General features: G+C 63.6%; 24 protein-coding genes. 10 read left to right on the top strand and 14 right to left on the bottom strand.

Annotation, left to right across the window (positions count from 1 at the left end; all coding sequences use genetic code 11):
• Positions 1–13: 13 nt before the first annotated feature.
• The 3 genes from prpC to A4C63_RS18960 form a co-directional block, all read right to left on the bottom strand.
• On the bottom strand, positions 14–1,141 hold the full coding sequence (gene prpC, locus A4C63_RS18970; protein WP_013971911.1) for a 2-methylcitrate synthase: 1,128 nt from the start codon (positions 1,139–1,141) through the stop codon (positions 14–16).
• Between the two features lie 115 nt (positions 1,142–1,256).
• Positions 1,257–2,147, bottom strand: coding sequence for a methylisocitrate lyase (gene prpB, locus A4C63_RS18965; RefSeq protein ID WP_063914028.1), 891 nt, complete (start codon positions 2,145–2,147; stop codon positions 1,257–1,259).
• Complete coding sequence (locus tag A4C63_RS18960) at positions 2,144–2,860, bottom strand: GntR family transcriptional regulator (protein ID WP_063914027.1); 717 nt, start codon at positions 2,858–2,860, stop codon at positions 2,144–2,146. The genes prpB and A4C63_RS18960 overlap by 4 nt, the downstream gene beginning before the upstream one ends.
• A 329-nt stretch (positions 2,861–3,189) precedes the next feature.
• On the opposite strand from A4C63_RS18960, the gene A4C63_RS18955 reads away from it, so the two are divergent.
• The 5 genes from A4C63_RS18955 (at position 3,190) to A4C63_RS18935 (ending at position 8,724) form a co-directional block, all read left to right on the top strand.
• Positions 3,190–3,726 carry an ATP-dependent zinc protease gene (locus A4C63_RS18955; RefSeq protein ID WP_016485910.1) on the top strand — a complete coding sequence of 179 codons (537 nt, stop codon included), beginning with the start codon at positions 3,190–3,192 and terminating at the stop codon, positions 3,724–3,726.
• Positions 3,727–3,731: 5 nt separating this feature from the next.
• Positions 3,732–5,267, top strand: a complete 1,536-nt coding sequence (locus A4C63_RS18950; protein ID WP_063914026.1) for an inactive transglutaminase family protein — start codon at positions 3,732–3,734, stop codon at positions 5,265–5,267.
• Complete coding sequence (locus A4C63_RS18945) at positions 5,267–6,247, top strand: alpha-L-glutamate ligase-like protein (RefSeq protein WP_063914025.1); 981 nt, start codon at positions 5,267–5,269, stop codon at positions 6,245–6,247. The genes A4C63_RS18950 and A4C63_RS18945 overlap by 1 nt, the downstream gene beginning before the upstream one ends.
• A 201-nt stretch (positions 6,248–6,448) precedes the next feature.
• Positions 6,449–7,792, top strand: coding sequence for an aminodeoxychorismate synthase component I (gene pabB / locus A4C63_RS18940; protein WP_063914024.1), 1,344 nt, complete (start codon positions 6,449–6,451; stop codon positions 7,790–7,792).
• Between the two features lie 197 nt (positions 7,793–7,989).
• A complete protein-coding gene (locus A4C63_RS18935) occupies positions 7,990–8,724 on the top strand; it encodes a phosphoadenylyl-sulfate reductase (protein WP_015269712.1) in 735 nt (244 codons plus the stop codon).
• A 69-nt stretch (positions 8,725–8,793) separates the two neighbouring features.
• Here the strand turns inward: A4C63_RS18935 and cysB are convergent, their stop codons facing one another.
• From cysB to A4C63_RS18920, 3 genes are all read right to left on the bottom strand, one after another.
• Positions 8,794–9,768 (bottom strand): HTH-type transcriptional regulator CysB, encoded by a 975-nt coding sequence (cysB, locus tag A4C63_RS18930; RefSeq protein ID WP_010953293.1) that lies wholly within the window; start codon positions 9,766–9,768, stop codon positions 8,794–8,796.
• Positions 9,769–9,896: 128 nt separating this feature from the next.
• On the bottom strand, positions 9,897–10,394 hold the full coding sequence (locus tag A4C63_RS18925) for a universal stress protein (protein ID WP_063914023.1): 498 nt from the start codon (positions 10,392–10,394) through the stop codon (positions 9,897–9,899).
• A gap of 125 nt (positions 10,395–10,519) precedes the next feature.
• Positions 10,520–11,467 (bottom strand): putative 2-dehydropantoate 2-reductase, encoded by a 948-nt coding sequence (locus A4C63_RS18920; protein ID WP_063914022.1) that lies wholly within the window; start codon positions 11,465–11,467, stop codon positions 10,520–10,522.
• Positions 11,468–11,698: 231 nt separating this feature from the next.
• On the opposite strand from A4C63_RS18920, the gene A4C63_RS18915 reads away from it, so the two are divergent.
• A complete protein-coding gene (locus A4C63_RS18915) occupies positions 11,699–12,775 on the top strand; it encodes a 3-deoxy-7-phosphoheptulonate synthase (RefSeq protein WP_063914021.1) in 1,077 nt (358 codons plus the stop codon).
• A 46-nt stretch (positions 12,776–12,821) separates the two neighbouring features.
• On the opposite strand, the gene A4C63_RS18910 is transcribed toward A4C63_RS18915, so the two are convergent.
• Positions 12,822–13,103: a GNAT family N-acetyltransferase gene (locus A4C63_RS18910; RefSeq protein ID WP_025338432.1), complete on the bottom strand. Its 282-nt coding sequence runs from the start codon at positions 13,101–13,103 to the stop codon at positions 12,822–12,824.
• Positions 13,104–13,609: 506 nt separating this feature from the next.
• Between A4C63_RS18910 and oprI the strand changes: the two genes are divergently transcribed.
• On the top strand, positions 13,610–13,861 hold the full coding sequence (gene oprI, locus A4C63_RS18905) for an outer membrane lipoprotei OprI (RefSeq protein WP_003259780.1): 252 nt from the start codon (positions 13,610–13,612) through the stop codon (positions 13,859–13,861).
• A gap of 132 nt (positions 13,862–13,993) precedes the next feature.
• Here the strand turns inward: oprI and A4C63_RS18900 are convergent, their stop codons facing one another.
• The 3 genes from A4C63_RS18900 to A4C63_RS18890 form a co-directional block, all read right to left on the bottom strand.
• Positions 13,994–14,971: a L,D-transpeptidase family protein gene (locus A4C63_RS18900; RefSeq protein WP_063914020.1), complete on the bottom strand. Its 978-nt coding sequence runs from the start codon at positions 14,969–14,971 to the stop codon at positions 13,994–13,996.
• A 111-nt stretch (positions 14,972–15,082) separates the two neighbouring features.
• On the bottom strand, positions 15,083–15,373 hold the full coding sequence (locus A4C63_RS18895; RefSeq protein WP_063914019.1) for a hypothetical protein: 291 nt from the start codon (positions 15,371–15,373) through the stop codon (positions 15,083–15,085).
• A gap of 58 nt (positions 15,374–15,431) precedes the next feature.
• Positions 15,432–16,037 carry an arylesterase gene (locus tag A4C63_RS18890; protein ID WP_063914018.1) on the bottom strand — a complete coding sequence of 202 codons (606 nt, stop codon included), beginning with the start codon at positions 16,035–16,037 and terminating at the stop codon, positions 15,432–15,434.
• A 10-nt stretch (positions 16,038–16,047) separates the two neighbouring features.
• Between A4C63_RS18890 and A4C63_RS18885 the strand changes: the two genes are divergently transcribed.
• Together A4C63_RS18885 and A4C63_RS18880 are read left to right on the top strand one after the other, a co-directional pair.
• Positions 16,048–16,731, top strand: coding sequence for an ABC transporter ATP-binding protein (locus A4C63_RS18885; protein WP_016714756.1), 684 nt, complete (start codon positions 16,048–16,050; stop codon positions 16,729–16,731).
• Positions 16,731–19,238, top strand: a complete 2,508-nt coding sequence (locus A4C63_RS18880; RefSeq protein WP_063914017.1) for an ABC transporter permease — start codon at positions 16,731–16,733, stop codon at positions 19,236–19,238. The genes A4C63_RS18885 and A4C63_RS18880 overlap by 1 nt, the downstream gene beginning before the upstream one ends.
• A gap of 126 nt (positions 19,239–19,364) precedes the next feature.
• On the opposite strand, the gene greB is transcribed toward A4C63_RS18880, so the two are convergent.
• The 4 genes from greB to A4C63_RS18860 form a co-directional block, all read right to left on the bottom strand.
• Complete coding sequence (greB, locus tag A4C63_RS18875; protein ID WP_063914016.1) at positions 19,365–19,838, bottom strand: transcription elongation factor GreB; 474 nt, start codon at positions 19,836–19,838, stop codon at positions 19,365–19,367.
• 11 nt (positions 19,839–19,849) lie between these two features.
• Positions 19,850–20,158 (bottom strand): hypothetical protein, encoded by a 309-nt coding sequence (locus A4C63_RS18870; protein WP_063914015.1) that lies wholly within the window; start codon positions 20,156–20,158, stop codon positions 19,850–19,852.
• 223 nt (positions 20,159–20,381) lie between these two features.
• A complete protein-coding gene (locus A4C63_RS18865) occupies positions 20,382–20,819 on the bottom strand; it encodes a DoxX family protein (protein WP_015269705.1) in 438 nt (145 codons plus the stop codon).
• A gap of 113 nt (positions 20,820–20,932) precedes the next feature.
• Positions 20,933–22,339 carry a transglycosylase SLT domain-containing protein gene (locus A4C63_RS18860; RefSeq protein WP_063914014.1) on the bottom strand — a complete coding sequence of 469 codons (1,407 nt, stop codon included), beginning with the start codon at positions 22,337–22,339 and terminating at the stop codon, positions 20,933–20,935.
• A gap of 158 nt (positions 22,340–22,497) precedes the next feature.
• On the opposite strand from A4C63_RS18860, the gene A4C63_RS18855 reads away from it, so the two are divergent.
• Complete coding sequence (locus A4C63_RS18855; protein WP_063914013.1) at positions 22,498–23,295, top strand: TatD family hydrolase; 798 nt, start codon at positions 22,498–22,500, stop codon at positions 23,293–23,295.
• Positions 23,296–23,463: the final 168 nt, after the last annotated feature.

Raw genomic sequence — 23,463 nt, 5'->3', positions numbered from 1 at the left:
AGCGATCTATGACTCAGCGCTGTTCGATCGGTACGAACTGGCGCTGCTCGACGCCGACATACTCGGCGCTCGGGCGGATGATGCGGTTGTTGGCACGCTGCTCGAAGACGTGCGCCGCCCAGCCAGTCAGGCGCGAGCAGACGAAGATCGGGGTGAACAGCTTGGTCGGGATGCCCATGAAGTGGTACGCCGAGGCATGGTAGAAGTCGGCGTTGGGGAACAGGCGCTTCTGCTCCCACATGGTCTTGTCGATGGCTTCGGAAACCGGGTACAGCACCTTGTCGCCCACTTCGTCAGCCAGCTGCTTCGACCAGCCCTTGATCACCTCGTTGCGCGGGTCGGACTCTTTGTAGATGGCATGGCCAAAGCCCATGATCTTGTCCTTGCGCTCGAGCATGCGCAGCAACTCGGCAGTGGCTTCCTGCGGGCTCTGGAAGCGCTCGATCAGCTCCATCGCTGCCTCGTTGGCACCGCCGTGCAGCGGGCCGCGCAGCGAACCGATGGCCGCGGTGACGCAGGAGTACAAGTCGGACAGGGTCGAGGCACAGACGCGGGCGGTGAAGGTCGAGGCGTTGAACTCGTGCTCGGCGTAGAGGATCAGCGACACGTTCATCACCTTGACGTGCAGCTCGCTGGGCTTCTTGCCGTGCAGCAAGTGCAGGAAGTGGCCACCGAGGGTGTCTTCGTCGCTGGTGCAGTCGATGCGCACGCCGTCGTGGGTGAAGCGGTACCAGTAGCACATCACCGCCGGGAACAGCGCCAGCAGGCGGTCGGTCTTGTCGCGCTGGGCTTCGAAGGTCAGTTCGGGCTCCAGGGTACCCAGCACCGAGCAACCCGTGCGCATCACGTCCATCGGGTGGGCATCGCGCGGGATGCGCTCGAGTACTTCCTTCAGGGCTTGCGGCAGGTCACGCAGGCCCTTGAGCTTGCGCTTGTAGTCGGCCAGCTCGGCCTTGCTCGGCAGCTCACCGTACAGCAGCAGGTAGGCGACTTCTTCGAACTCGGCACCGGCGGCCAGGTCACGCACGTCGTAACCACGGTAGGTCAGCCCGGCACCGGCCTGGCCCACGGTCGACAGCGCGGTCTGGCCGGCCACCTGGCCGCGCAGGCCTGCGCCACTGAGTACTTTTGCTTCGGCCATGGTGTTTCTCCTTTCTTGAATTTGTTTTGGAAATCTAACTGGCTAATCAGTTTTGCCTGTGCCGGCCTCTTCGCGGGCGCGCCCGCGAAGAGGGCAGCCGCTCCAACAAAAGCCTTCAGCCCTTCTTCTGGGCAAACAACGCATCGAGGCTCTGCTCGAAAGCGTGGTAACCAATGGCATCGTAGAGTTCCATGCGGGTCTGCATGGTGTCGATCACGTTCTTCTGCGTGCCGTCGCGGCGCAGCGCGGTGTACACGTTCTCGGCCGCCTTGTTCATGGCGCGGAACGCCGACAGCGGGTACAGCACCAGCGACACGTCGACCGAGGCCAGCTCTTCGGTGGTGTACAACGGCGTGGCGCCGAACTCGGTGATGTTGGCCAGGATCGGGGCCTTCACCCGGTCGGCGAAGGTCTTGTACATCTGCAGTTCGGTGATGGCTTCCGGGAAGATCATGTCGGCGCCAGCCTCGACGCAGGCGGCGGCGCGGTCCAGGGCGGCGTTCAGGCCCTCGACGGCCAGGGCGTCGGTACGCGCCATGATCACGAAGCTGTCATCGGTACGGGCATCGACTGCGGCCTTGATGCGGTCGACCATTTCCTGCTGGCTGACGATTTCCTTGTTCGGGCGGTGGCCGCAGCGCTTGGCGCCAACCTGATCCTCGATATGGATGGCGGCAGCGCCGAACTTGCACATCGAGCGCACGGTACGGGCGACGTTGAAGGCCGAGGCACCGAAACCGGTGTCGACATCCACCAGCAGCGGCAGGTCGCACACGTCGGTGATGCGGCGCACGTCGGTAAGTACGTCGTCCAGGCCACTGATGCCCAGGTCCGGCAGGCCCAGCGAACCGGCGGCGACGCCGCCACCGGACAGGTAGATGGCCTTGAAGCCGGCGCGCTTGGCCAGCAGGGCATGGTTGGCGTTGATGGCGCCAACCACCTGCAGCGGATGTTCAGCGGCAACGGCGTCGCGGAAACGCTGACCGGGGGTGCTCTTCACAGTCATTTCTCACCTCGTGGGCTGTTGTTGTGGGCGTCCAGGTAATGACGCTCGATATTGCGCTTGGACGCGCCGATGTGGCGGCGCATCAGGAGTTCGGCCAGCTCGCCGTCACGGTCGGCGATGGCATCGAGAATACGGTGGTGCTCGGCAAAGGCCTGGCGTGGCCGGTTGGGCGTGCCCGAGAACTGGATGCGGTACATGCGCACCAGCTGGTACAGCTCACCGCAGAGCATCTTGACCAGGGTCTGGTTGCCACTGCCCTGGATGATCCGGTAATGGAAGTCGTAGTCACCTTCCTGCTGGTAGTAACCCTGGCCGGCCTGGAATGCGGCATCGCGCTCGTGAGTGTCGAGCACGCGGCGCAGTTCGTCGATGTCGGCCTGGCTCATGCGTTCGGCAGCCAGGCGGCAGGCCATACCCTCCAGCGACTCGCGAATTTCGTACAACTCGATCAGTTCGGCGTGATTGAGCGACACCACTCGTGCCCCCACGTGCGGCACGCGCACCAGCAGGCGCTGGCCTTCGAGGCGGTGGATAGCCTCGCGCAGCGGCCCGCGGCTGATGCCGTAGGTGCGCGCCAGCTCCGGCTCGGAAATCTTGCTGCCGGGGGCGATATCGCCCTTGACGATGGCCGCCTGAATGCGCCGGAAGACGTTTTCGGACAAGGTTTCCGTTTCGTCTGTCAGCACCGGGCTGGGGGTGGATAGGTCCTGCATATTGTCGACACCTTGAGAATCTCTTCGCCAGAAATTAGCTAATCCAGCCGCAGCAGTCAAAGACAAAATGAATATTGTCGACAATCGTCTAAGAACGAACTAACGCCAGTGCGCCGCTGTCAGATCGCGCACCGCTGGCGTCAAGACGCCGGCGTGATAGAATGCCGCGCCTCCGTTGGAGTATGGATAGCCTGTCTGTCATCCATTCATGCTGTTGACAGATGAACGAGGAAGCTTGCGCAGTCGCTGCCAGTCGCCTTGGCCTGAACACGGCTCTGAACATGGCTCTGAACATAGCCCCGAACCTTGCACTGCACCGCGCCAGGAATATGAGACTTACACCCGTATTATTGCTGCTCTGCCTCACCCTGCTGCCGGCCCTTGGCCAGGCTGCGGGCAAGACCGTGTACGGTCTCAACGAATATGCACGCCTGGGCGACCTGGACCTGGAAGTGGCCGCCAAACTCGACACCGGCGCCAAGACCGCATCGCTCAGCGCCCGCGACATCAAGCGCTTCAAGCGCAACGGTGAAAGCTGGGTGCGCTTCTACCTGGCCATCGACGCCGCCCATTCGCACCCCATCGAACGCCCGCTGGCACGCGTAAGCAAGATCAAGCGCCGGGCCGGCGACTATGATGCCGAATCGGGCAAGGCCTACACCGCACGCCCGGTCATCGAACTTGAAATCTGCATGGGCCAGGCCATGCGCACCATCGAAGTCAACCTCACCGACCGCAGCGCCTTCCAGTTCCCGCTGCTGATCGGTTCCGAGGCGCTCAAGCACTTCGACGCGCTGGTCGACCCAAGCCTTAAATATGCGGCCGGCAAACCTGCCTGTGCCACCGACGCTCCCAAAGCAGAGTAATCCCGATGCGCTCTCTTACCCTCCATCTGAAAGTCCTGATCACCGTGCTGGTGCTGTTGGGCGTGGCGGTCACGGCTTATCAGATCTTCGTACTCGGCATCCCGGTAACCGAGGATGAAACCGACGACCTGTGGAACATCGACGCCAAGGTCGAGTTCGTGGCCAGCACCAAGGACCCGGTCAAGGTGCAGATGTTCGTGCCACCGCTGAACCGCGACTACGTCAGCCTCAACGAGAGCTTCATCTCCAACAACTACGGGGTGAGCGTCAACCGTGCCGACGGCAACCGCAAGGTCACCTGGTCGGCCCGTCGCGCCAGCGGCAACCAGACCCTCTACTACCGCCTGGTGCTGACCAAGCGCTACAGCAACGAGAAGACCAAGATCAAAGGCCCGACCTTCCGTGACAGCCTGGCCGTGGAAGGCCCCGAGAAGATCGCCGCCGAGGCCCTGATGGCGCCGATCCGCCAGCACTCGGCCGACGTCGAGACCTTCGTCAGCGAGACCATCAAGCGGGTCAACAACCTCAACGACGACAACGTCAAGCTGCTGCTGGCCGGCGACACCACGACAATGAAGAAGGCCCAGGTCATCGACCTGCTGCTGTCGATCGCCCACGTACCGATGGAGAAGGTGCACACCATCCGCCTGGTGGCCGACACCCCGCAAACCCCGGAACTGTGGCTGCGCAGCTTCAACGGTACCGACTGGCTGTACTTCAACCCGGACACCGGCGAGCAGGGCCTGCCCAGCGATCGCCTGCTGTGGTGGACCGGTGACGACAACCTGATCACCGTCGATGGCGGCAAGAAGGCCAACGTTACCTTCAGCATGAACAACAGCGAGATGAACGCCATCCGCCTGGCCAAGCTGACCGACGAGAATACCGACGCCGACTTCCTCGAATATTCGCTGTACGGCCTGCCGCTGCAAACCCAGCAAACCTTCATGATCATGGTGATGATCCCTATCGGCGTGCTGGTGATCCTGGTGCTGCGCAACCTGATCGGCCTGCAGACCCTGGGTACCTTCACCCCGGTGCTGATCGCCCTGGCCTTCCGCGAGACCCAGCTGGGCTTCGGTATCATGCTGTTCACGGTAATTACCGCGCTGGGCCTGTCGCTGCGCTCGTACCTGGAGCACCTGAAGCTGCAAATGCTGCCACGCCTGTCGGTGGTACTGACCTTCGTCGTGGTGCTGATCGCAGCCATCAGCCTGTTCAGCCACAAGCTGGGCCTGGAGCGCGGTCTGTCGGTAGCACTGTTCCCGATGGTGATCCTGACCATGACCATCGAGCGCCTGTCCATTACCTGGGAAGAGCGTGGCGGCGGCCATGCCATGAAAGTGGCCATCGGCACCCTGTTCGCCGCTTCCCTGGCACACCTGTTGATGATGGTGCCGGAGCTGGTGTACTTCGTGTTCACCTTCCCTGCCGTGCTGTTGATCCTGGTGGGCTTCATGCTGGCGATGGGTCGCTACCGCGGCTACCGCCTGACCGAGCTCGTGCGCTTCAAGGCATTCCTGAAGAAGGCTGACGCCTGATGTTTGGCCTGATCAAGACATGGAAAGCCCTGGAGGCCCGGGGCATCATGGGTATCAACCGGCGCAACGCGGACTACGTGTTGAAGTACAACAAGCGCCACCTGTACCCGATCGTCGACGACAAGATCATCACCAAGGAGCGTGCCCTGGCGGCCGGTATCCATGTGCCGGAAATGTACGGCATCATCGAGACCGAAAAAGAGATCGAGAAACTCCACCAGATCATTGGTGGGCGCAGCGATTTCGTCATCAAGCCGGCGCAGGGCGCCGGCGGTGACGGCATTCTGGTGATCGCCGACCGCTTCGAGGACCGCTACCGCACGGTGTCGGGCAAGATCATCAGCCACGAGGAAATCGAGCACCAGATCTCGAGCATCCTCACCGGCCTGTACTCGCTGGGCGGCCACCGCGACCGCGCGCTGATCGAGTACCGGGTCACGCCCGACCAGATCTTCAAGAGCATCAGCTACGAAGGCGTGCCGGACATCCGCATCATCGTGCTGATGGGCTACCCGGTGATGGCCATGCTGCGCCTGCCGACCCGTCAGTCCGGCGGCAAGGCCAACCTGCACCAGGGCGCCATCGGCGTGGGTGTCGACCTGGCCACCGGCGTGACCCTGCGCGGCACCTGGCTGAACAACATCATCAGCAAGCACCCGGACACCACCAACGCGGTGGATGGCGTGCAACTGCCGAACTGGGACGGCTTCATGAAGCTGGCCGCCGGCTGCTACGAGCTGTGCGGCCTGGGCTACATCGGTGTCGACATGGTGCTGGACCAGGACAAGGGGCCGCTGATTCTCGAGCTCAACGCCCGCCCGGGCCTGAACATCCAGATCGCCAACGACTGCGGCCTGACCCAGCGTACCCATGCCATCGAGGCGCACATCGAAGCACTGGCCAAGGATGGCATCAGCGAAGATGCCGAACAGCGCGTGCGAGTATCGCAAGGGCTGTTCGGGCACGTGCATCCGCGCTGAAATCGCCATGGGCTGCCCTGCAGCCCATTCGCAGCACAAGGCTGCTCCTACAGGATTACGCGATCTCCTGTAGGAGCAGCCTTGTGCTGCGAATGGGCCGCAAGGGCGAAACGCAGTGTTTGAATGTCGCCACAAAGCTAGGCGCATTTCCTGCACAGGTCTACAATCGCCCTCCTCGCTTTTACATCGCCGTCCACACTGATGCCGACCTGTACGCTCCACCCCCTGCCCTACCAGCCCGACCCTGCCGCCTATTTCGCCCGCCTGCGCCAGGCCCCCGGTGCGATCCTGCTGGACAGCGCCCGCCCCGGCGCCGAGCGCGGCCGCTTCGACCTGCTCAGCGCCTGGCCGCTGCAACACTTGCAGGCGCAGCCCGACGAAGATGGCCGCGCCTTCCTCCAGCGCCTGCGCGCCGGCCTGGCGCAACTGGGCCACGCGCAGCTGCCCGCAGGCAGTGAGCTGCCGTTCGCTGGCGGCCTGATCGGCTACCTGAGCTATGACTTCGGCCGCCGCCTGGAACACCTGCCCAGCCTGGCCGTGGACGACCTCGGTCTGCCAGACGCGCAACTGGGCCTGTATGCCTGGGCGCTGGTAACCGACCACCAGTGCGCGACCAGCCAGCTGGTATTCCACCCGAGCCTGTCGGGCAGCGAACGCGAACGCCTGATCGCCCTGTTCGAAGCTGTCGACAACGCTGAAAGCGGTAGTTTCCAGCTACTTGCGCCGATGGCCGGCGACCTGCAGCCCGAGCAGTACAAGGCTGCCTTTGACCAGGTGCAGCGCTACATCCAGGCCGGCGACTGCTACCAGATCAACCTTACCCAGCGCTTCCGCGCGCCCTGCCAGGGCGACCCGTGGCACGCTTACCAGGCCCTGCGCAAAGCCTGCCCCACCCCCTTCTCCGGCTACCAGCAACTGGCCGACGGCAGCGCTCTGCTGAGCTTTTCGCCCGAGCGCTTCATCCGCGTCAGCCAGCGCCAGGTGGAAACCCGGCCGATCAAGGGCACCCGCCCGCGCGCCAGCAACCCGGCCGATGACGCGCGCAATGCCGAGGAGCTGCTGCATAGCCCCAAGGATCGCTCGGAAAACCTGATGATCGTCGACCTGCTGCGCAACGACCTGGGACGCACCTGCGAGATCGGCTCGGTGAAGGTGCCGGAGCTGTTCAGCCTGGAGAGCTACCCCAACGTACACCACCTGGTCAGCAGCATTACCGGCCAGCTGGCCAGCGACAAGGACGCACTGGATCTGATCGGTGACAGTTTCCCCGGTGGTTCGATCACCGGCGCCCCGAAAATCCGCGCCATGCAGATCATCGACGAACTGGAGCCGGCGCGCCGGGCGCTGTACTGCGGCTCACTGCTTTACGTGGATGTGCGCGGGGAGATGGACAGCTCGATTGCCATTCGCAGCCTGCTGGTCAAGGGCGGACAGGTCAGCTGCTGGGGCGGCGGCGCGGTGGTGGCCGACTCCGAGTGGCAGGCCGAGTATGAAGAGTCGATTGCCAAGGTGCGGGTGTTGATGGAGACCCTGCAAGGCTTGTGATCGGTGGTGAATTCTTCGCGGGCACGCCCGCTCCCACAGGGTACAGCGCACATCTGTCATGCTTGCACGCATCCTGTGAGAGCGGGCGAGCCCGCGAAGCAGCCACCACCGACTCCAAGTCCGTCTACCCCGCCATTTTTTGTTACCATCACCTTACTACGAGCGCACAGCGCCACAGCCACGATGGAAACCGCCTGATGAGCCAACCCTTCGACGTCGCCGCCTTGGCCGCGACCTATGCCAACAAGTCCCCGCAGGACATCCTCAAGCTTGCCTTCGAGCACTTTGGTGATGACCTGTGGATCTCCTTCAGCGGCGCCGAGGACGTGGTGCTGGTGGACATGGCCTGGAAGCTGAACAAGCAGGTCAAGGTGTTCAGCCTCGACACCGGCCGCCTGCACCCGGAGACCTACCGGTTCATCGACCAGGTGCGCGAGCAGTACAACCTGCCGATCGAAATCCTCAGCCCCGACCGCGCCAAGCTCGACCCGTTCGTCAAGGAAAAGGGCTTGTTCAGCTTCTACAAGGACGGCCACGGCGAATGCTGCGGCATCCGCAAGATCGAGCCGCTGCGCCGCAAGCTGGCCACCGTAAGCGCCTGGGCCACCGGCCAGCGCCGCGACCAGAGCCCGGGTACCCGTAGCCAGGTGGCGGCAGTGGAAATCGACAGCGCCTTCTCCACCCCCGAGCGCACCCTGTACAAGTTCAACCCGCTGGCGCAGATGACCAGCGAGGAAGTGTGGGGTTATATCCGCATGCTGGAGCTGCCGTACAACAGCCTGCATGAGCGCGGCTTCATCAGCATTGGCTGCGAGCCCTGCACCCGCCCGGTGCTGCCAAACCAGCATGAGCGCGAAGGGCGTTGGTGGTGGGAAGAGTCGACGCAGAAGGAATGCGGGTTGCACGCTGGCAACCTGATCAGCAAGGCATAAACGACTGGGGCCGTTGTGGGAGCGGGTTCACCCGCTCCCACAGGGGCCTGAGGCCCCTATATTTCTGGATCAGTGCACCGGCAGTTCGACGCCTTCGAACAGTTCTTCCAGCTCTTGCTTGTTATGGCACTGAATGGCCTTGGCCATCACTTCACGGGTCAGGTGCGGGGCAAACTTCTCGATAAAGTCGCACATGAAGCCACGCAGGAAAGTGCCACGGCGGAAACCGATCTTGGTGATGCTGGCTTCGAACAGCTCGCTGGCATCCAGGGCCACCAGGTCGCTGTCCAGCTTGGCGTCCACGGCCATGCCCGCGACGATACCCACGCCCAACCCCAGGCGCACATAAGTCTTGATCACGTCGGCGTCTGCCGCAGTGAACACCACCTTCGGCGTGAGACCACGGTGGTTGAAGGCCTCGTCCAGCTTCGAGCGCCCGGTGAACCCGAATACATAGGTGACGATCGGGTATTCGGCGACGGCTTCCAGGGTCAGCTTCGGCAGCTTGGCCAGCGGGTGCCCTTGCGGCACCACCACGCAGCGGTTCCACTTGTAGCACGGCATCATGATCAGGTCGCCGAACAGTTCCAGCGCCTCGGTGGCGATGGCGAAGTCGACGGTACCGTCCGCGGCCATCTCGGCAATCTGCATGGGCGAACCCTGGTGCATGTGCAAGGACACTTCCGGGTACTGCTTGATGAAGCTGCTGATCACCGGCGGCAAGGCATAACGCGCCTGGGTGTGAGTGGTAGCGATGGACAGCGTGCCCTTCTTCTCGTTGGAGAACTCCTGGGCAATCTGCTTGATGCTTTCGACCTTGCGCAGGATTTCGCCGGCGGTATTGATGATGCGCTCACCTGCCGGAGTGACGCGGGTCAGGTGCTTGCCGCTGCGGGCAAAGACTTCAACACCCAGTTCATCCTCGAGCAGGCGGATCTGCTTGCTGATACCTGGCTGGGAGGTATACAGGCTCTGCGCCGTCGCGGAGACGTTGAGGTCATGGTGCGCCACTTCCCAGATGTAGCGCAGTTGTTGAAGCTTCATAGGTTCCCCTCGGTTCAGCGATGAGTCCGCGGCAGCAGGCGGCGACGATATATAACTATATTAGTGGTTCTGGAAAGAAATCTAGAACTATTTTGTTACATACCCCCGGAAATAGCCTACGGCTATCTTCATGCTTTCCTACGCCCCAAATGCTGCGCCAGCGGCACCATGTACACCGGCACCGGCGACAGCTGCAGCAGCCGCACCGCCGTGCGCCCCAATGGCACATCCACGCCGGCGCCGGCACTGTGGCTACCGAAAATCAGCAAGTCGACACTCAGCCGCTGCGCCTGCTCGAGGATCACCTGCGCCGGGTCGCCCTGACGTACCCGCACGGCCCTGATCACCGCCAGGTCGGCCTCCTCGCCCAGCTCGTCTCGAAAGTTTTCCAGCACGCGCTGCTCGATATTGGCCATCACCGTGTTCACCCCCTGGCTGTGCAGCTGGTCGAGCGTCTGTTCATCAAGGTAGCTTTGCAGGAGGGATTCAGCGAACTGACCCATGGGTTCTACCGCGTGGATCACATACAACTCGGCGCCGAATGTGCGCGCCAGCGCCAGCGCGTGCTGCATGACAAAAGGGGCGTAGACACCGAGGTCGGTGGCGTACAGCATGGAGTGGATCATTCGACCTCCTCGACTGCCACTGCGGCAGAGCAAGCTTCAGCTTAGCAGCGCGCCGGACACGCGCTTTGCCGTCCGGCGTGCTGCTGCCGCGGGCTGCAGAGCCCCGGCGAGGCCAACGCCCCCCCTTAGCGGGGCTGCTTGCCGCGGTCGATAAAGGCCAGCGCCTGATACAGCATTTCCATTCGCGGCAAGTGGCAGCCTGCCGCACGCGCCTGCGCCAACGGCTCGGCATAGATGGCCTGCAGCTCCAGCGGGCGCTTGTGGACATGGTCGTGGTACATGCTGGGCCAGTAGTCGGGCATGCGCTCGGTCACCTGGAACAGGTGCTCGGCATACCCCTCGGCCAACACATGGCCACACGCCGCCGCGCCCTGCACCACCTCGGCCATCAAGGCCTGGACAAGGGCGCGACTATGGCTGTCTGCCATCAGTGGCGCGGTACTGGCGCCGAGCAGCACCGACAGGCCGTTGTAGGGCACGTTCCACACCAGCTTCTGCCAGCGTGCCTGGGCCAGGTCGGGCATGGCCTGCGAGTCGATGCCAGCGGCCTGGAACAGCCCCGCGCCTTCATTGACCAGCGCGACACCGCCATCGCTGGCCGGCCCGCTGTGGTAACCGAGGTTGACCGCGCCCAGGGCCTGGTGGCGGATCACGCCGGGCGCCTGGCGGTTGACGCAGATGAAACACAGACCGCCAAGCAGGTGCATGTCACTGCGCAAGGCGGGGCGCAACTGCTCCTCCACGCCCAGGCCGTTCTGCAGCAGTACCACCTTGGCGCCCGGCGCGGCCACCTGCACGATCAGCGGCGCCAACTGGTCATTGCTGGTGGCCTTGGCCCCTACCAGCAGCCAGTCGCAGGGCGGCATGTCGGCGGCACTGGCATAGGCCTGCACCTTCATTTGCAAGGTGCCGTGAACGGCACTGTCCAGCGCCAACCCTTGCTCGCGGACAACCTCGTACTCGCTGCGCAACAGGAAATGCACATCGAAGCCGGCCCGGGCCAGCATCAACCCATAGAAGCCGCCGATGGCGCCACTGCCAATGATGCCGATACGTGGTGTGTGCGGATGCATGCCGATCTCCAGGTAAAAGTCAGCCCTCTTTTTACACAGGTTGTGCAGCGCTGGGCAGCCCGTGCGCGGCAAACACCTGCCATCTCGGAAAAACCCCACACGGACTGGGCCTGGCCCATTGTCGCGCCACCTGTAACGCGCTAAGGTTCGGCTCCCCGCTGCGATTATTCTTGCTGCTGGGCCGCACGGGGATAGTTGGCGGCCGGCACCCGTGACCTGACGAGTAACACGATGGCTGATTTACCGATCGATGACTTGAACGTTGCCTCCAACGAGACCCTGATCACACCCGATCAGCTCAAGAAGGAAATCCCCCTCAGCGCCAAGGCCCTGCAGACCGTGACTGCCGGCCGTGAAGTGGTGCGCAATATTCTCGACGGCAAGGACCATCGCCTGTTCGTCGTGGTCGGCCCTTGCTCGATCCACGACATCAAGGCCGCCCACGAGTACGCCGAGCGCCTGAAAGTGCTGGCCGAGGAAGTGTCCGACACGCTGTACCTGGTCATGCGCGTGTATTTCGAAAAACCGCGCACCACCGTCGGCTGGAAAGGCCTGATCAACGACCCGTACCTGGATGACTCGTTCAAGATCCAGGATGGCCTGCACATCGGCCGCAAGTTGCTGCTGGACCTGGCCGAAATGGGCCTGCCGACCGCCACCGAAGCGCTCGACCCGATTTCCCCGCAGTACCTGCAAGACCTGATCAGCTGGTCGGCCATCGGCGCCCGCACCACCGAATCGCAGACCCACCGCGAGATGGCTTCGGGCCTGTCCTCGGCAGTCGGCTTCAAGAACGGCACCGACGGCGGCCTGACCGTTGCCATCAACGCCCTGCAGTCGGTGTCCAAGCCGCACCGCTTCCTCGGCATCAACCAGGAAGGCGGCGTGTCGATCGTCACCACCAAGGGCAACCCGTACGGCCACGTGGTACTGCGCGGCGGCAACGGCAAGCCGAACTACGACTCGGTCAGCGTCGCCCTCTGTGAACAGGACCTGGCCAAGGCCAGGATCAAGGCCAACATCATGGTCGACTGCAGCCACGCCAACTCCAACAAGGACCCGGCCCTGCAACCGCTGGTAATGGAGAACGTCGCCAACCAGATCCTCGAAGGCAACCAGTCGATCATCGGCCTGATGGTCGAAAGCCACCTGAACTGGGGCTGCCAGTCGATTCCGAAGAACCTGGACGAGCTGCAGTATGGCGTGTCGATCACCGATGCCTGCATCGACTGGTCGGCTACCGAGAAGACCCTGCGCAGCATGCGTGCCAAGCTGAAGGATGTGCTGCCGCAGCGTAAGCGCGGCTGATACAAGAAAGCGGGGCGCGAAGCGGCCCCGCTTTTTTTTTACACAATCAAACCTTGCTCGAATGCCGCTGCTGGCGCTCCATGTAGCGCTCCACGTACGAGCAGGACGGAATCACCGTGTAGCCCATCTGCTCTGCGTACTCCAGGGCCCGCTCGGTCAGGGCGGCAGCAATCCCGCGGCCTCGCAGGGCGTTGGGTACGAAGGTGCGATAGATGTCCAGCGTCTGCTTACCCAGATCCATGTACGTCAGATAGGCACGATGACCGTCCACGTTGGTCTCGAACTGATGACCGGCCTGGTCATGGTGGATGGTCAGCGCTTCGCTCATCACTACTCCTCGCAGGTCTTCTCGGCAGACCCATACCTTAACCGATGGTGGTTTATCCGGCACAGAATCCTCTACGCCACCTGTTGCCCCTTCGACCACTGGACGATTGCAATCGTTCGGATCCTCTGGCACTCACAAGATAGTAGGCGCCGCAGGCGGGATTGCTCAAGGTGGTGGCGGTTAAAAATGGCGACAACGCAGCCAGAGCGACTCTTGCTTGCACGCCAGCAGCCACCGGATGTACTAGGGCTTAAGACGCTGAAGGACAGTTAAAGTCACCGTTAGTTCAGCAAAAAAGTTCCTGTACTACAATCGCTTGCGATCCCTGTACGTTTTTTTCACAGACGTGTCGCAAATCTTGTCGGAAAGGCGTCAAGCAACATTTTTTTTGCAGTTCTTGCGCTTAGTCAGTTTACTTACTACAAGTAATGGGTACTATGTACGCCGGCCAGTTTCTCTTTTCCGAGAGATGGCTATTTAATAGAAAGTCCTTGAAGGGGAACACGATGAACAACGTTCTGAAATTCTCTGCTCTGGCTCTGGCCGCAGTTCTGGCTACCGGTTGCAGCAGCGTATCCAAAGAAACCGAAGCTCGTCTGACTGCGACTGAAGACGCAGCAGCTCGCGCTCAAGCTCGTGCTGACGAAGCCTACCGTAAGGCTGATGACGCACTGGCAGCCGCTCAGAAGGCTCAGCAGACCGCTGACGAAGCCAACGAGCGCGCTCTGCGTATGCTGGACAAAGCCAGCCGCAAGTAATAGTCCTCACGGATTGTTATGGAGCCGACCCACTTGTGGGTCGGCTTTTTTATTGCCCGCGCACAAGGCAAACACGCCAGACAGAAACAAAAAGGCCTGCACTAAGGCAGGCCCTGATGCGTCGCAAAAACCCTACTGCAGTTCGGGCGGAATGCTCGAAACCATCGGTGCACCACCCTGGCTTGCGGTCGGCACGGCAATTTCCACCGGCATGCCATCTTCTGCCGCGACCACGTCACGCACCATATCCCAGTTCATGCGTAGGTTATTGGCCAGGTCTTCACGCTTGAGCAAGGCGTTGATAACAGCGGTATGTTTGTCGACCACCGACGGATTACCCTGGTCGTCCAACGGCGTGTGCGCCTCCAGATAGACCTTGCCGCCACTGATACCGAACTTGTAGGGCTCGTTGATGATGCGCACCGGCGTACCCACCGGCACCATCTTCGACAGTTCCAGCACGTTGTTGTTGAGCATGCGGAAGCAACCGTGGCTGGTACGCATGCCAATGCCGAACTTCTTGTTCGAGCCGTGGATCAGGTAGCCCGGCACGCCAAGCGTGAACTTGAACGGCCCCAGCGGGTTGTCTGGGCCGGCCGGCACCACGCTCGGCAGGATGTCACCGTCCGCCGCATGCTCTTTGCGGATCGACGCTGGCGGGGTCCAGGTCGGGTTCGGCGTCTTGGCAGTGATCTTGGTGTTGGCGATCGGCGAACCCCAGCCTTCACGGCCAATGCCCAGCGGGAAGGTATGCACCACGCTCTGCCCTTTCGGGAAGTAGTACATGCGGTATTCGGCCAGGTTGATGACGATGCCCTCACGCGGGCCCGGCGGCAGGATATAGCGGGTCGGCAGGACAATCTCGGTGCCCGCACCTGGCAGCCATGGGTCTACGCCCGGGTTGGCGGCGATCATTTCCAGGTAGCCGAGGTCGTTGGCAGTGCCGATATCGGCGAACGTGTCCTCGTACTTTGCCTTGATCACCTGCACCTGGCCGATGATGTCTTCACCGGGGGGTGGCAGTGGCAGCTCCAGCGCAGCAGCGGGGCCTGCTACCAGCAGGGCGGCCAGGGACAGGCTACGGGTGACGGCAGGAAAGCGCGGCAACATCCGGTAAATCCTTCGAAAGGTGGGTCAAGAGAATCGATTGTACACCCGCGCCGATGCAAGCGGGAGGCATTGGCGCCATGCAAGCGTTTCAGATGATGAAAGGCGTGGCGTTCAGCCGCCCTGCAGCTCCGGCCACACCGGGCGCATGCCACGCCGCTGGGCATCGAGGATGGCGCGGCACAGGTCGCACAGGCGGCCGTCGCGGTAGATCGAGCGCGGCACCCCCGACCAGCGCGGTTGCGCCGGCAGCAGGCCACCGCACAGGGTACGGTCGACCGGCACGCCCAGCTCGAGCTGGCGGGCCACCAGATGGACGCGGATTTCCTGGCAGGCGAACAGGTCGAGCTGCTCATCGGGCTCGATCAGTTGGTAGGCATACAGGGACCAGGCAGGGCGCGGCATCGGTGGCACTCGAAACGGGGGGCGCAACATTAGCCGAAAGCCGGCGCCGTTTAAAGCGTCACAGCAAGGGTTTTATCGCCGGCCAGGCATTTTCCAGCAGGCGTTGCTGGGCGGCCTGGGCCGGGTGAATGCCATCGGCCTGCATCAATTCAGGCACGCCCCCTACCCCCTCGAGGAAAAACGGCACCAACGGCACCTGCTTTTCTGCCGCCAGCTGTTCATACACCTGGGCGAAGGCGGTGGTGTAGCGCACGCCATAATTGGGTGGCAGGCGCATACCCAGCAGCACCACCTTGGCACCGGCCTTGCGCGCACTCTCGATCATCGAGGCAAGATTTTGTTGCAATTGCGCTGGCGGCTGCCCGCGTAGGCCATCGTTGCCCCCCAATTCCAGCAGCACCAAGCTCGGCTTGTGCACTGCAAGCAGCGCCGGCAGCCGCGCCTGGCCACCTGCACTGGTGTCGCCGCTGATCGATGCATTGACCACTTTGTCGTCGAAACCTTCGTCCCGCAGGCGGGTCTGCAACAGGGACACCCAACCCTGGCGGGTATCCAGGCCAAAACCGGCGCTGATACTATCGCCGACAACCAGCAGTGTTCCCGCCGCCGCGCTCTGGGCCAGGCAATACAGGGCCAGGCCGGCACTCAACCACCACACTCGCATCGGATTCTCCATGGGCCCCAGCATTCTCGTTGCGCAGAACCTTAGCAAAGTGGTCCCCAGCGCGGAAGGTGACCTGACCATCCTGCACGCGCTGTCCCTCGACCTGGCCCAGGGCGACAGCCTGGCCATCGTCGGTGCCTCGGGCTCGGGCAAGTCGACCCTGCTCGGCCTGCTCGCCGGCCTCGACCAGCCCAGTGCCGGCAAGGTCATCCTCGCTGGCCACGACCTGGGGCCGCTGGATGAAGACCAGCGCGCGCGGGTGCGCGCCGAACATGTGGGCTTCGTGTTCCAGTCGTTCCAGCTGCTCGACAGCCTCAACGCCCTGGAAAACGTAATGCTGCCGCTGGAGCTGGACGGCCGCCGCGATGCCCGCGAACACGCGCGCACCCTGCTCGAACGGGTCGGCCTGGGCAAGCGCCTGAGCCACACCCCGCGCCAGCTGTCGGGCGGCGAACAGCAACGGGTGGCCATCGCCCGTGCTTTCGCCGCGCAACCGGCAGTGCTGTTCGCCGACGAGCCCACCGGCAACCTCGACAGCCACACCGGCGAGCGCATCAGTGACCTGTTGTTCGAACTGAACAAGGAGCGCGGCACCACCCTGGTGCTGGTTACCCATGATGAGCGCCTGGCACGGCGCTGCCGCCGCCAGATCCGCCTGGATGCGGGCCGCCTGGTGGCCCCGGTGGAGGCCTGATGACCCACATGCCGCTGTCCCGCCTGTGCGGCCTGGCCCTGCGCCAGTTGCTGCGCGACATTCGCGCCAGCGAAGTGCGCGTGCTGTTCTTCGCCCTGCTGGTGGCAGTCGCGGCCAGCACTGCCATCGGCTATTTCGGTGCCCGCCTCAACGGCGCCATGCAACTGCGCGCCAGCGAGTTTCTCGGTGCCGACCTGGTGCTGCAGGGCAGCGCCCCGGCCCGCGACCCGCAGATTGAGGCTGGCAAGGCGCTTGGCTTGCGCCACGCCCAGGTGGTCGAATTCACCAGTGTGGTCGGCGGCGACAACGGCATCCAGCTGTCCAGCGTCAAGGCTGCCGATGGCGCCTACCCGTTGCGCGGGCAAGTGCGCAGTGCCGCGGCGCCCTATGCCGCCGAAACCCCGGGCGGCGGCCCGGCACCTGGCGAGGCATGGGTCGAACCGCGCCTGCTGGCGGCACTGGGGCTGAAGGTTGGCGACAGCATCGACGTGGGCATGAAAACCCTGCGCATGAGCCGCGTGCTGACCTACGAACCGGACCGCGCCAACAACTTCTACAGCCTTACCCCACGGGTAATGATGAACCTGGCCGACCTGCAAGCCACCGGCGTGGTCCAGCCGGGTAGCCGGGTCACCTACCGCGACCTGTGGCGCGGCGATGCCGAAGCGCTGGTCCAGTACCGCGAGGCACTGAAAAAAGACCTGGCCGCCAACCAGCGCCTGCGCGACACCCGCGATGGCAACCAGCAGATCGGCGGCGCCCTGGGCAAGGCCGAACGCTACCTGAACATGGCCAGCCTGGTGGCAGTGCTGCTGGCAGGCGTCGCCGTGGCCCTGTCGGCCAGCCGCTATGCCGCACGCCGCCTGGACGCCAGCGCCCTGCTGCGCTGCCTGGGCCTTTCGCGCCGCCAGGCACTGGGCCTGTACTGCCTGCAATTAGCCATGCTCGGCCTGGCCGCCGCGCTGGCCGGCGCCCTGCTCGGCTGGCTGGCCCAGCTGGGCCTGTTCCGCCTGCTGCATGGCCTGCTGCCAAGCGTGGTGCCCGCAGGCGGCATCGTCCCGGCCCTGGCCGGCATCGCTACCGGGCTTGTGGCCCTGGCCGGTTTTGCCCTGCCGCCAATTGCCGCCCTGGGCCAGGTGCCGCCGCTGCGCGTGCTACGCCGCGACCTGCTGCCGATACCGCCCAGCAGTTGGCTGGTGTACGGCGCGGCGTTGTTCGCCCTGGGCCTGATCATGTGGCGCCTGAGCCTCGACCTGCTGCTCACCTTCGCCCTGCTCGGTGGCGGCCTGGTCGCCGCGCTGCTGCTCGGTGGCCTGCTGCTGCTCGGCTTGCGCAGCCTGCGCCAGTTGCTGGCCGGGGCCCCACTGACCTGGCGCCTGGGCCTGGGCCAACTGCTGCGTCACCCCATGGCCGCCGCCGGCCAGGCCCTGGCCTTTGGCCTGATCCTGCTGGCCATGGCCCTGGTTGCCCTGCTGCGCGCGGAACTGCTCGATACCTGGCAAGCGCAGCTGCCCAAGGATGCGCCCAACCATTTCGCCCTGAACATCCTGCCGGATGACCGTGAGCCCTTCGCCCAACGCCTGCAGCAGGTCAACGCCACCTCGGCGCCGCTGTACCCGGTGACCCCCGGCCGCCTGGTGCGAATCAATGAGCAACCGGTGCAGCAGGTGGTCAGCAAAGACTCGGCAGGCGAGCGCGCCGTGCAGCGCGACCTCAGCCTGACCTGGGCGGCCGAACTGCCCGAAGGCAATGCACTGACGGCCGGCAACTGGTGGCAGGCGTTGCCAGCCGAAAATGAAATCCCCGGTGTGTCGGTGGAGGCGGAACTGGCCAACAGCCTGAAGCTGCAACTGGGTGACCTGCTGACCTTCGACATCGGCGGCCAGCAGCGCCAGGCGCGGGTAAGCAACCTGCGCAGCGTGCACTGGGACAGCTTCCAGCCGAACTTCTACATGATCTTCCAGCCCGGCACGCTGCAGGGACTGCCGACCACCTACCTGACCAGCTTCTACCTGGCACCGGGTCATGACCTGGATGTGGTGGCGCTATCACGGGCATTCCCGGCGGTGACCATCCTCCAGGTGGACGCCTTGCTCGAACAGCTGCGCAGCATCCTCGCCCAGGTGACCCTGGCGGTGGAGTATGTGTTGCTGTTCGTGCTGGCAGCCGGGCTGGCAGTGCTGTTCGCTGGCTTGCAGGCGACACTGGACGAGCGCATCCGCCAGGGCGCCTTGCTGCGTGCGCTCGGCGCGGCGCGGCCATTGCTGGTCAGGGCGAGACGGATCGAGTTCGGCTTGCTCGGGGCGGCGAGCGGCTTGCTGGCGGCGGTCGGGTGTGAGCTGATTACCCTGGTGCTGTACCGCTATGCCTTCGACCTGCAATGGAGCCCACATCCTTGGTTGCTGGTATTACCGCTGGCAGGGGCGCTACTGGTGGGCGGTGCGGGGGTGCTGGGGACGCGGCGGGCGTTGAATGCCAGCCCGCTGGCGGTTTTACGCGAGAGTTGATGACAGCCTGTGCCGGCCTCTTCGCGGGTAAAACCGCTCCCACAGGTCCGACACAGGTTTCAAGTCATGTGGTGAACCTGTGGGAGCGGGTTTACCCGCGAAGAGGCCGGCACAGTCAATATCAACTCACTGGCCGTAAGTGATGCTGTTCACGTACCAGGTCGCTTCACCAGTAGGCGTGTGCACCACCACCTCGTCACCCTCCTCCTTCTTCAGTAAGGCGCGGGCCATGGGCGAGTCGATCGAGATGTAGTCATTGCGCCCATAGATCTCGTCATAACCGACAATGCGAAACTTCATGGTCTCGCCCTCGTCGTTCTCGATCTCTACCCAGGCACCGAAAAACACCTTGCCCTCCTGCTGCGGCGAGTAAGCCACCACCTTCACATCTTCAAGACGCTTGCGCAGGTAACGCACCCGACGGTCGATCTCGCGCAGCAGCTTCTTGTTGTACTGGTAGTCGGCGTTCTCGCTACGGTCGCCCAGCGACGCCGCCCAGGTAACCTTCTGGGTAATCTCCGGGCGATACACCCGCCACAGGTGGTCCAGTTCTTTCTTCAGCGCCTCATGGCCTTCCGTGGTGATGATGTTGGTACTCAACAGCGCGCTCCTCAGCGGCGGGTAATCAGGCCCTGGCGCGCAATGCGGGTGATGTGGCCGATGATTTCGGCGGCCTCGTCCGGCGCCGGGGCCTGGATCACGGCCAGGTCGAAACGGTCATTGCCATACTGCGCGAGGTGGCAGCCGGTATCGGCAAACTGGATCAGAAAGGCACGCGCCTGGCCCTTGCGCCGGGACAGGCCTTCGAGGTGACGTAAAAGAGTGGGCTGATGCTGGCCGCCGAGCAGGATGCGCGGTGTGCGGGACGCCTGGCTGGCAGGCAAAGGGCTCAAACAGACACTGGTACGTGGGCAACTCATGGAGCTTCTCTCCGCCTCGCGAATCCCGCTGGGCAGCGGTGGGAGGCGTCACCGAACCAGCGCTTTAGCGGTATTTCGGATGACCCGCAGAGGGGCTTTCCTGCGCCCCGCAAGTAGCTGTTTAAATCGGCGCAGACGGTATGCTAGAGCTACAAGCGGCAAGATACAAGCCTCAGGTCGAAAGTGATCGGCCTGGGGCTTGTAGCTTGCTGTTTGCGGTGTATCAGCGGGCGATCAGGCGGTCCAGCGAGAAGCGGCCAGCGCCTTCGATCAGCACCGCGACGGTGCCGGCCAGCAGGGCCAGACCGAACTCATAGCCGTTGTTGGACATGAACAGGCCGTTGCCGATGTGCACCGAGAGGATCGCCACTACCAGGGTTACAGCCAGCACCAAGGCCGCCGGGCGGGCCAGCAGGCCGATCACCAGGGCCAGGCCGCCGAAGAACTCGGCACTGCCGGACAGCAGCGCCATCAGGTAACCCGGGGCCAGGCCGATGCTCTCCATCCACTGGCCGGTGCCTTCCAGGCCATAGCCACCGAACATGCCGAACAGTTTTTGCGCACCATGCGCGATGAAGATGATGCCGACCAGGATACGGATGACGCTCAGGCCAGCGCCGGCGCGGGTAGAGAACAGGGCGTTGAGGGTAGCGTTGTTCATGTCTTAGTTTCCTTGAAGCGGGGAAGTTGTGTTGGGATGGGCGCCATCATAATCAATTCAATAGATATGAAAATCGCAAAAAACCCAACACAACAATCGATAAAATCGATTTATTAACGCTTCGCCACACGCTCAAGCGCGGCACGCTCCCGGTTGAACGCTACAAAGTACTTGTTGACGCTGTTGACGAAGTTGACTGGCCCCATGCCCACCTGCTCCATGGCGATGCGTTCGGTCTGAAAGAACCACTGGTCGCCATTCAACCCACGCCGCCGCGCCTCTGCGCGCATGGCCTGAACCCGCTCGGGCCCCAGGTTGTAGGCCGCCAGTACGAAAGCCATGCGCTCGCGTTCGTTGATCTTGGCGCTGGCAAAGAACTTGCGGCGGATCAGCGCCAGGTAGCGGGCGCTGGCCTGGACATTGCCATCCACCGTGGCGGTGTTGCTCACCCCTACGCGCTGCGCTGCCGAAGGGGTGATCTGCATCAGGCCATGGGCCCCGCCGGTACCGCGCGCAGCCGGGTTGAGCGTCGATTCCTTGAAAGCCAGCGCGGCCAGGTTGAGCCAGTCGATCTGCTGCGCTTCACCGTGTTTCTGCAGCACCGCCCGCAGCGCGGTCAGGCGCTGGCGATTCTTGCTGGCCAACGGGTCGCGCACCCGATACTGGCGGCGGTAGATGCGCTCGAACGCGGCATCCTGGTTGTCCGGCGCGCGGTAGCCCTGCAGAAAGCGATCGACCGTGGCCAGCAACTGCGGCGCATCGCGCCCCACATACCAGCGCATGGCTTGGGGCGCCCCCAGTTGCACGCGGCTGTCCAGGCGCAGGCGCGGCATCACCCGGGCCCAGCGCCGGGCGATCGGCTGCTCGACCACGGTCAGGTGATAAATGCCGGCCTGGACCATTTCCAGCACATCCTCCACCGCCAGGGTCGAGTCGACCCACTCCACCTTGATCGGCGCGCGCTTGCGCAGCGCCAGTTGCTGATTGACCTGCTGGATCAACGGGCCGGCGGCACTGGCGCTGGTCAAGGCCACGGTACGCCCGGACAACTGCTCGACATGGCTGAAACTGCGTTCGCCCTTGCGCCCCACCAGCAGCAGCGGCACCTGGTCGAGCACCGGCGCGCTGCTGCTGACCCCGCGCACCATGCCGGGGTCGAGCAGCTCGCCCGGCGCGGCCAGGTCACCCTCGCCACGGGCCAAGGCGCCCAGCAGCTGCTCCTTGGCCCGCGGAATCAGTTTGAGTTGGATCTCTTGGCCGTCGGCAGCGCGGGCATTGAGGTAATGCTCCAGGGCACGCAGGCGATAGTATTCGATGCCAACCGGCTCGCCCTTGACCTCACCAGAGCTGTTGCGGCTCTGGTTGACCAGCACCCGCAGCACCTGGCTGGTGCGAATCTGTTGCAGGTCGCGGACCTTGGCCGACGGGATGTTCTGCTGCGGCCCTGGCGCGCGCGCGTTGGCAGGCCCGGTCAAGGTCAGCCCAAGCGTCAGCAGGAAAATGAGCCAGCATCGCAGCATGCGAAAACGTGTCCGTGGTCGGTGGGCGGCATCCATGGGGTTGCACCGCCAAGAGAGAAATGACGGTAAAAGACCACGGCAACAGCATGAAGTTCTTGGTTTTTTCAGAAAAACGCGGTTTTTGCTATGCTGGCCGCCCCGCGGCACGAGGTAGCACCATGCAACTGATCGATATCGGCGTCAACCTGACCAACAGCAGTTTCCACGACCAGCAGGCGGCAATCGTCGAGCGTGCCCTTGAGGCCGGGGTCACGCAGATGGTGCTGACGGGCACCAGCCTGGCGGTCAGCGAACAAGCGTTGGAACTGTGCCAGCAACTGGATGCGAGCGGCGCACACCTGTTCGCCACGGCAGGCGTACACCCCCATGATGCCAAGACCTGGGATGCCGGCAGCGAGCGCCAGTTGCGCCAACTGCTGAATGAACCGCGGGTGCGTGCCGTGGGCGAATGCGGCCTGGACTTCAACCGCGACTTCTCCCCTCGCCCGTTGCAGGAGAAAGCCCTGGAGGCCCAACTGGCATTGGCTGCCGAGTTGCGCCTTCCGGTGTTCCTGCACGAACGCGACGCCAGCGAACGCCTGCTGGCGATCCTCAAGGATTACCGCGACCACCTGGCCGGCGCGGTGGTGCATTGCTTTACCGGCGAGCGCGACGCGTTGTTCGCCTACCTGGACATGGACCTGCACATCGGCATTACCGGCTGGATCTGCGACGAACGCCGCGGAACCCACCTGCATCCGCTGGTGGGCAACATTGCCGAGGGGCGGCTGATGCTGGAGAGCGATGCGCCTTACCTGCTGCCACGCAGCTTGCGGCCCAAGCCGAAGAACGGGCGCAACGAGCCGGCGTTCCTGCCGGAGGTATTGCGCGAAGTGGCCTTGCACCGGGGTGAGTCGGCCGAGCATACGGCGGCGCATACCACGGCAACGGCGCGGGCTTTTTTCCAACTCCCCTGAACCTGACGCGATCCTTTGTAGGAGCAGCCTTGTGCTGCGAAGAGGCCATAGAAGCCACAACATTCGGTTCACCTTACCGACCCCTTCGCAGCACAAGGCTGCTCCTACAAGGGCTGGTGCTGGCTGTTGATATACATCAACAAACTCCATGGCGAATGCAGGCACAAT

Origin of the sequence: Pseudomonas sp. p21 (assembly GCF_001642705.1) — a bacterium.
Classification (GTDB): domain Bacteria; phylum Pseudomonadota; class Gammaproteobacteria; order Pseudomonadales; family Pseudomonadaceae; genus Aquipseudomonas.
The sequence above is the reverse complement of the archived record's forward strand: the minus strand, read 5'-3'. Positions and strand labels throughout refer to the sequence as shown.

Bases quoted from the DNA above. Each gene is read 5' to 3' on its own strand.
- prpC (WP_013971911.1), bottom strand. From the start codon at position 1,141: ATGGCCGAAGCAAAAGTACTCAGTGGCGCAGGCCTGCGCGGCCAGGTG.
- prpB (WP_063914028.1), bottom strand. From the start codon at position 2,147: ATGACTGTGAAGAGCACCCCCGGTCAGCGTTTCCGCGACGCCGTTGCC.
- A4C63_RS18960 (WP_063914027.1), bottom strand. From the start codon at position 2,860: ATGCAGGACCTATCCACCCCCAGCCCGGTGCTGACAGACGAAACGGAA.
- A4C63_RS18955 (WP_016485910.1), top strand. From the start codon at position 3,190: ATGAGACTTACACCCGTATTATTGCTGCTCTGCCTCACCCTGCTGCCG.
- A4C63_RS18950 (WP_063914026.1), top strand. From the start codon at position 3,732: ATGCGCTCTCTTACCCTCCATCTGAAAGTCCTGATCACCGTGCTGGTG.
- A4C63_RS18945 (WP_063914025.1), top strand. From the start codon at position 5,267: ATGTTTGGCCTGATCAAGACATGGAAAGCCCTGGAGGCCCGGGGCATC.
- pabB (WP_063914024.1), top strand. From the start codon at position 6,449: ATGCCGACCTGTACGCTCCACCCCCTGCCCTACCAGCCCGACCCTGCC.
- A4C63_RS18935 (WP_015269712.1), top strand. From the start codon at position 7,990: ATGAGCCAACCCTTCGACGTCGCCGCCTTGGCCGCGACCTATGCCAAC.
- cysB (WP_010953293.1), bottom strand. From the start codon at position 9,768: ATGAAGCTTCAACAACTGCGCTACATCTGGGAAGTGGCGCACCATGAC.
- A4C63_RS18925 (WP_063914023.1), bottom strand. From the start codon at position 10,394: ATGATCCACTCCATGCTGTACGCCACCGACCTCGGTGTCTACGCCCCT.
- A4C63_RS18920 (WP_063914022.1), bottom strand. From the start codon at position 11,467: ATGCATCCGCACACACCACGTATCGGCATCATTGGCAGTGGCGCCATC.
- A4C63_RS18915 (WP_063914021.1), top strand. From the start codon at position 11,699: ATGGCTGATTTACCGATCGATGACTTGAACGTTGCCTCCAACGAGACC.
- A4C63_RS18910 (WP_025338432.1), bottom strand. From the start codon at position 13,103: ATGAGCGAAGCGCTGACCATCCACCATGACCAGGCCGGTCATCAGTTC.
- oprI (WP_003259780.1), top strand. From the start codon at position 13,610: ATGAACAACGTTCTGAAATTCTCTGCTCTGGCTCTGGCCGCAGTTCTG.
- A4C63_RS18900 (WP_063914020.1), bottom strand. From the start codon at position 14,971: ATGTTGCCGCGCTTTCCTGCCGTCACCCGTAGCCTGTCCCTGGCCGCC.
- A4C63_RS18895 (WP_063914019.1), bottom strand. From the start codon at position 15,373: ATGCCGCGCCCTGCCTGGTCCCTGTATGCCTACCAACTGATCGAGCCC.
- A4C63_RS18890 (WP_063914018.1), bottom strand. From the start codon at position 16,037: ATGCGAGTGTGGTGGTTGAGTGCCGGCCTGGCCCTGTATTGCCTGGCC.
- A4C63_RS18885 (WP_016714756.1), top strand. From the start codon at position 16,048: ATGGGCCCCAGCATTCTCGTTGCGCAGAACCTTAGCAAAGTGGTCCCC.
- A4C63_RS18880 (WP_063914017.1), top strand. From the start codon at position 16,731: ATGACCCACATGCCGCTGTCCCGCCTGTGCGGCCTGGCCCTGCGCCAG.
- A4C63_RS18870 (WP_063914015.1), bottom strand. From the start codon at position 20,158: ATGAGTTGCCCACGTACCAGTGTCTGTTTGAGCCCTTTGCCTGCCAGC.
- A4C63_RS18865 (WP_015269705.1), bottom strand. From the start codon at position 20,819: ATGAACAACGCTACCCTCAACGCCCTGTTCTCTACCCGCGCCGGCGCT.
- A4C63_RS18860 (WP_063914014.1), bottom strand. From the start codon at position 22,339: ATGCTGCGATGCTGGCTCATTTTCCTGCTGACGCTTGGGCTGACCTTG.
- A4C63_RS18855 (WP_063914013.1), top strand. From the start codon at position 22,498: ATGCAACTGATCGATATCGGCGTCAACCTGACCAACAGCAGTTTCCAC.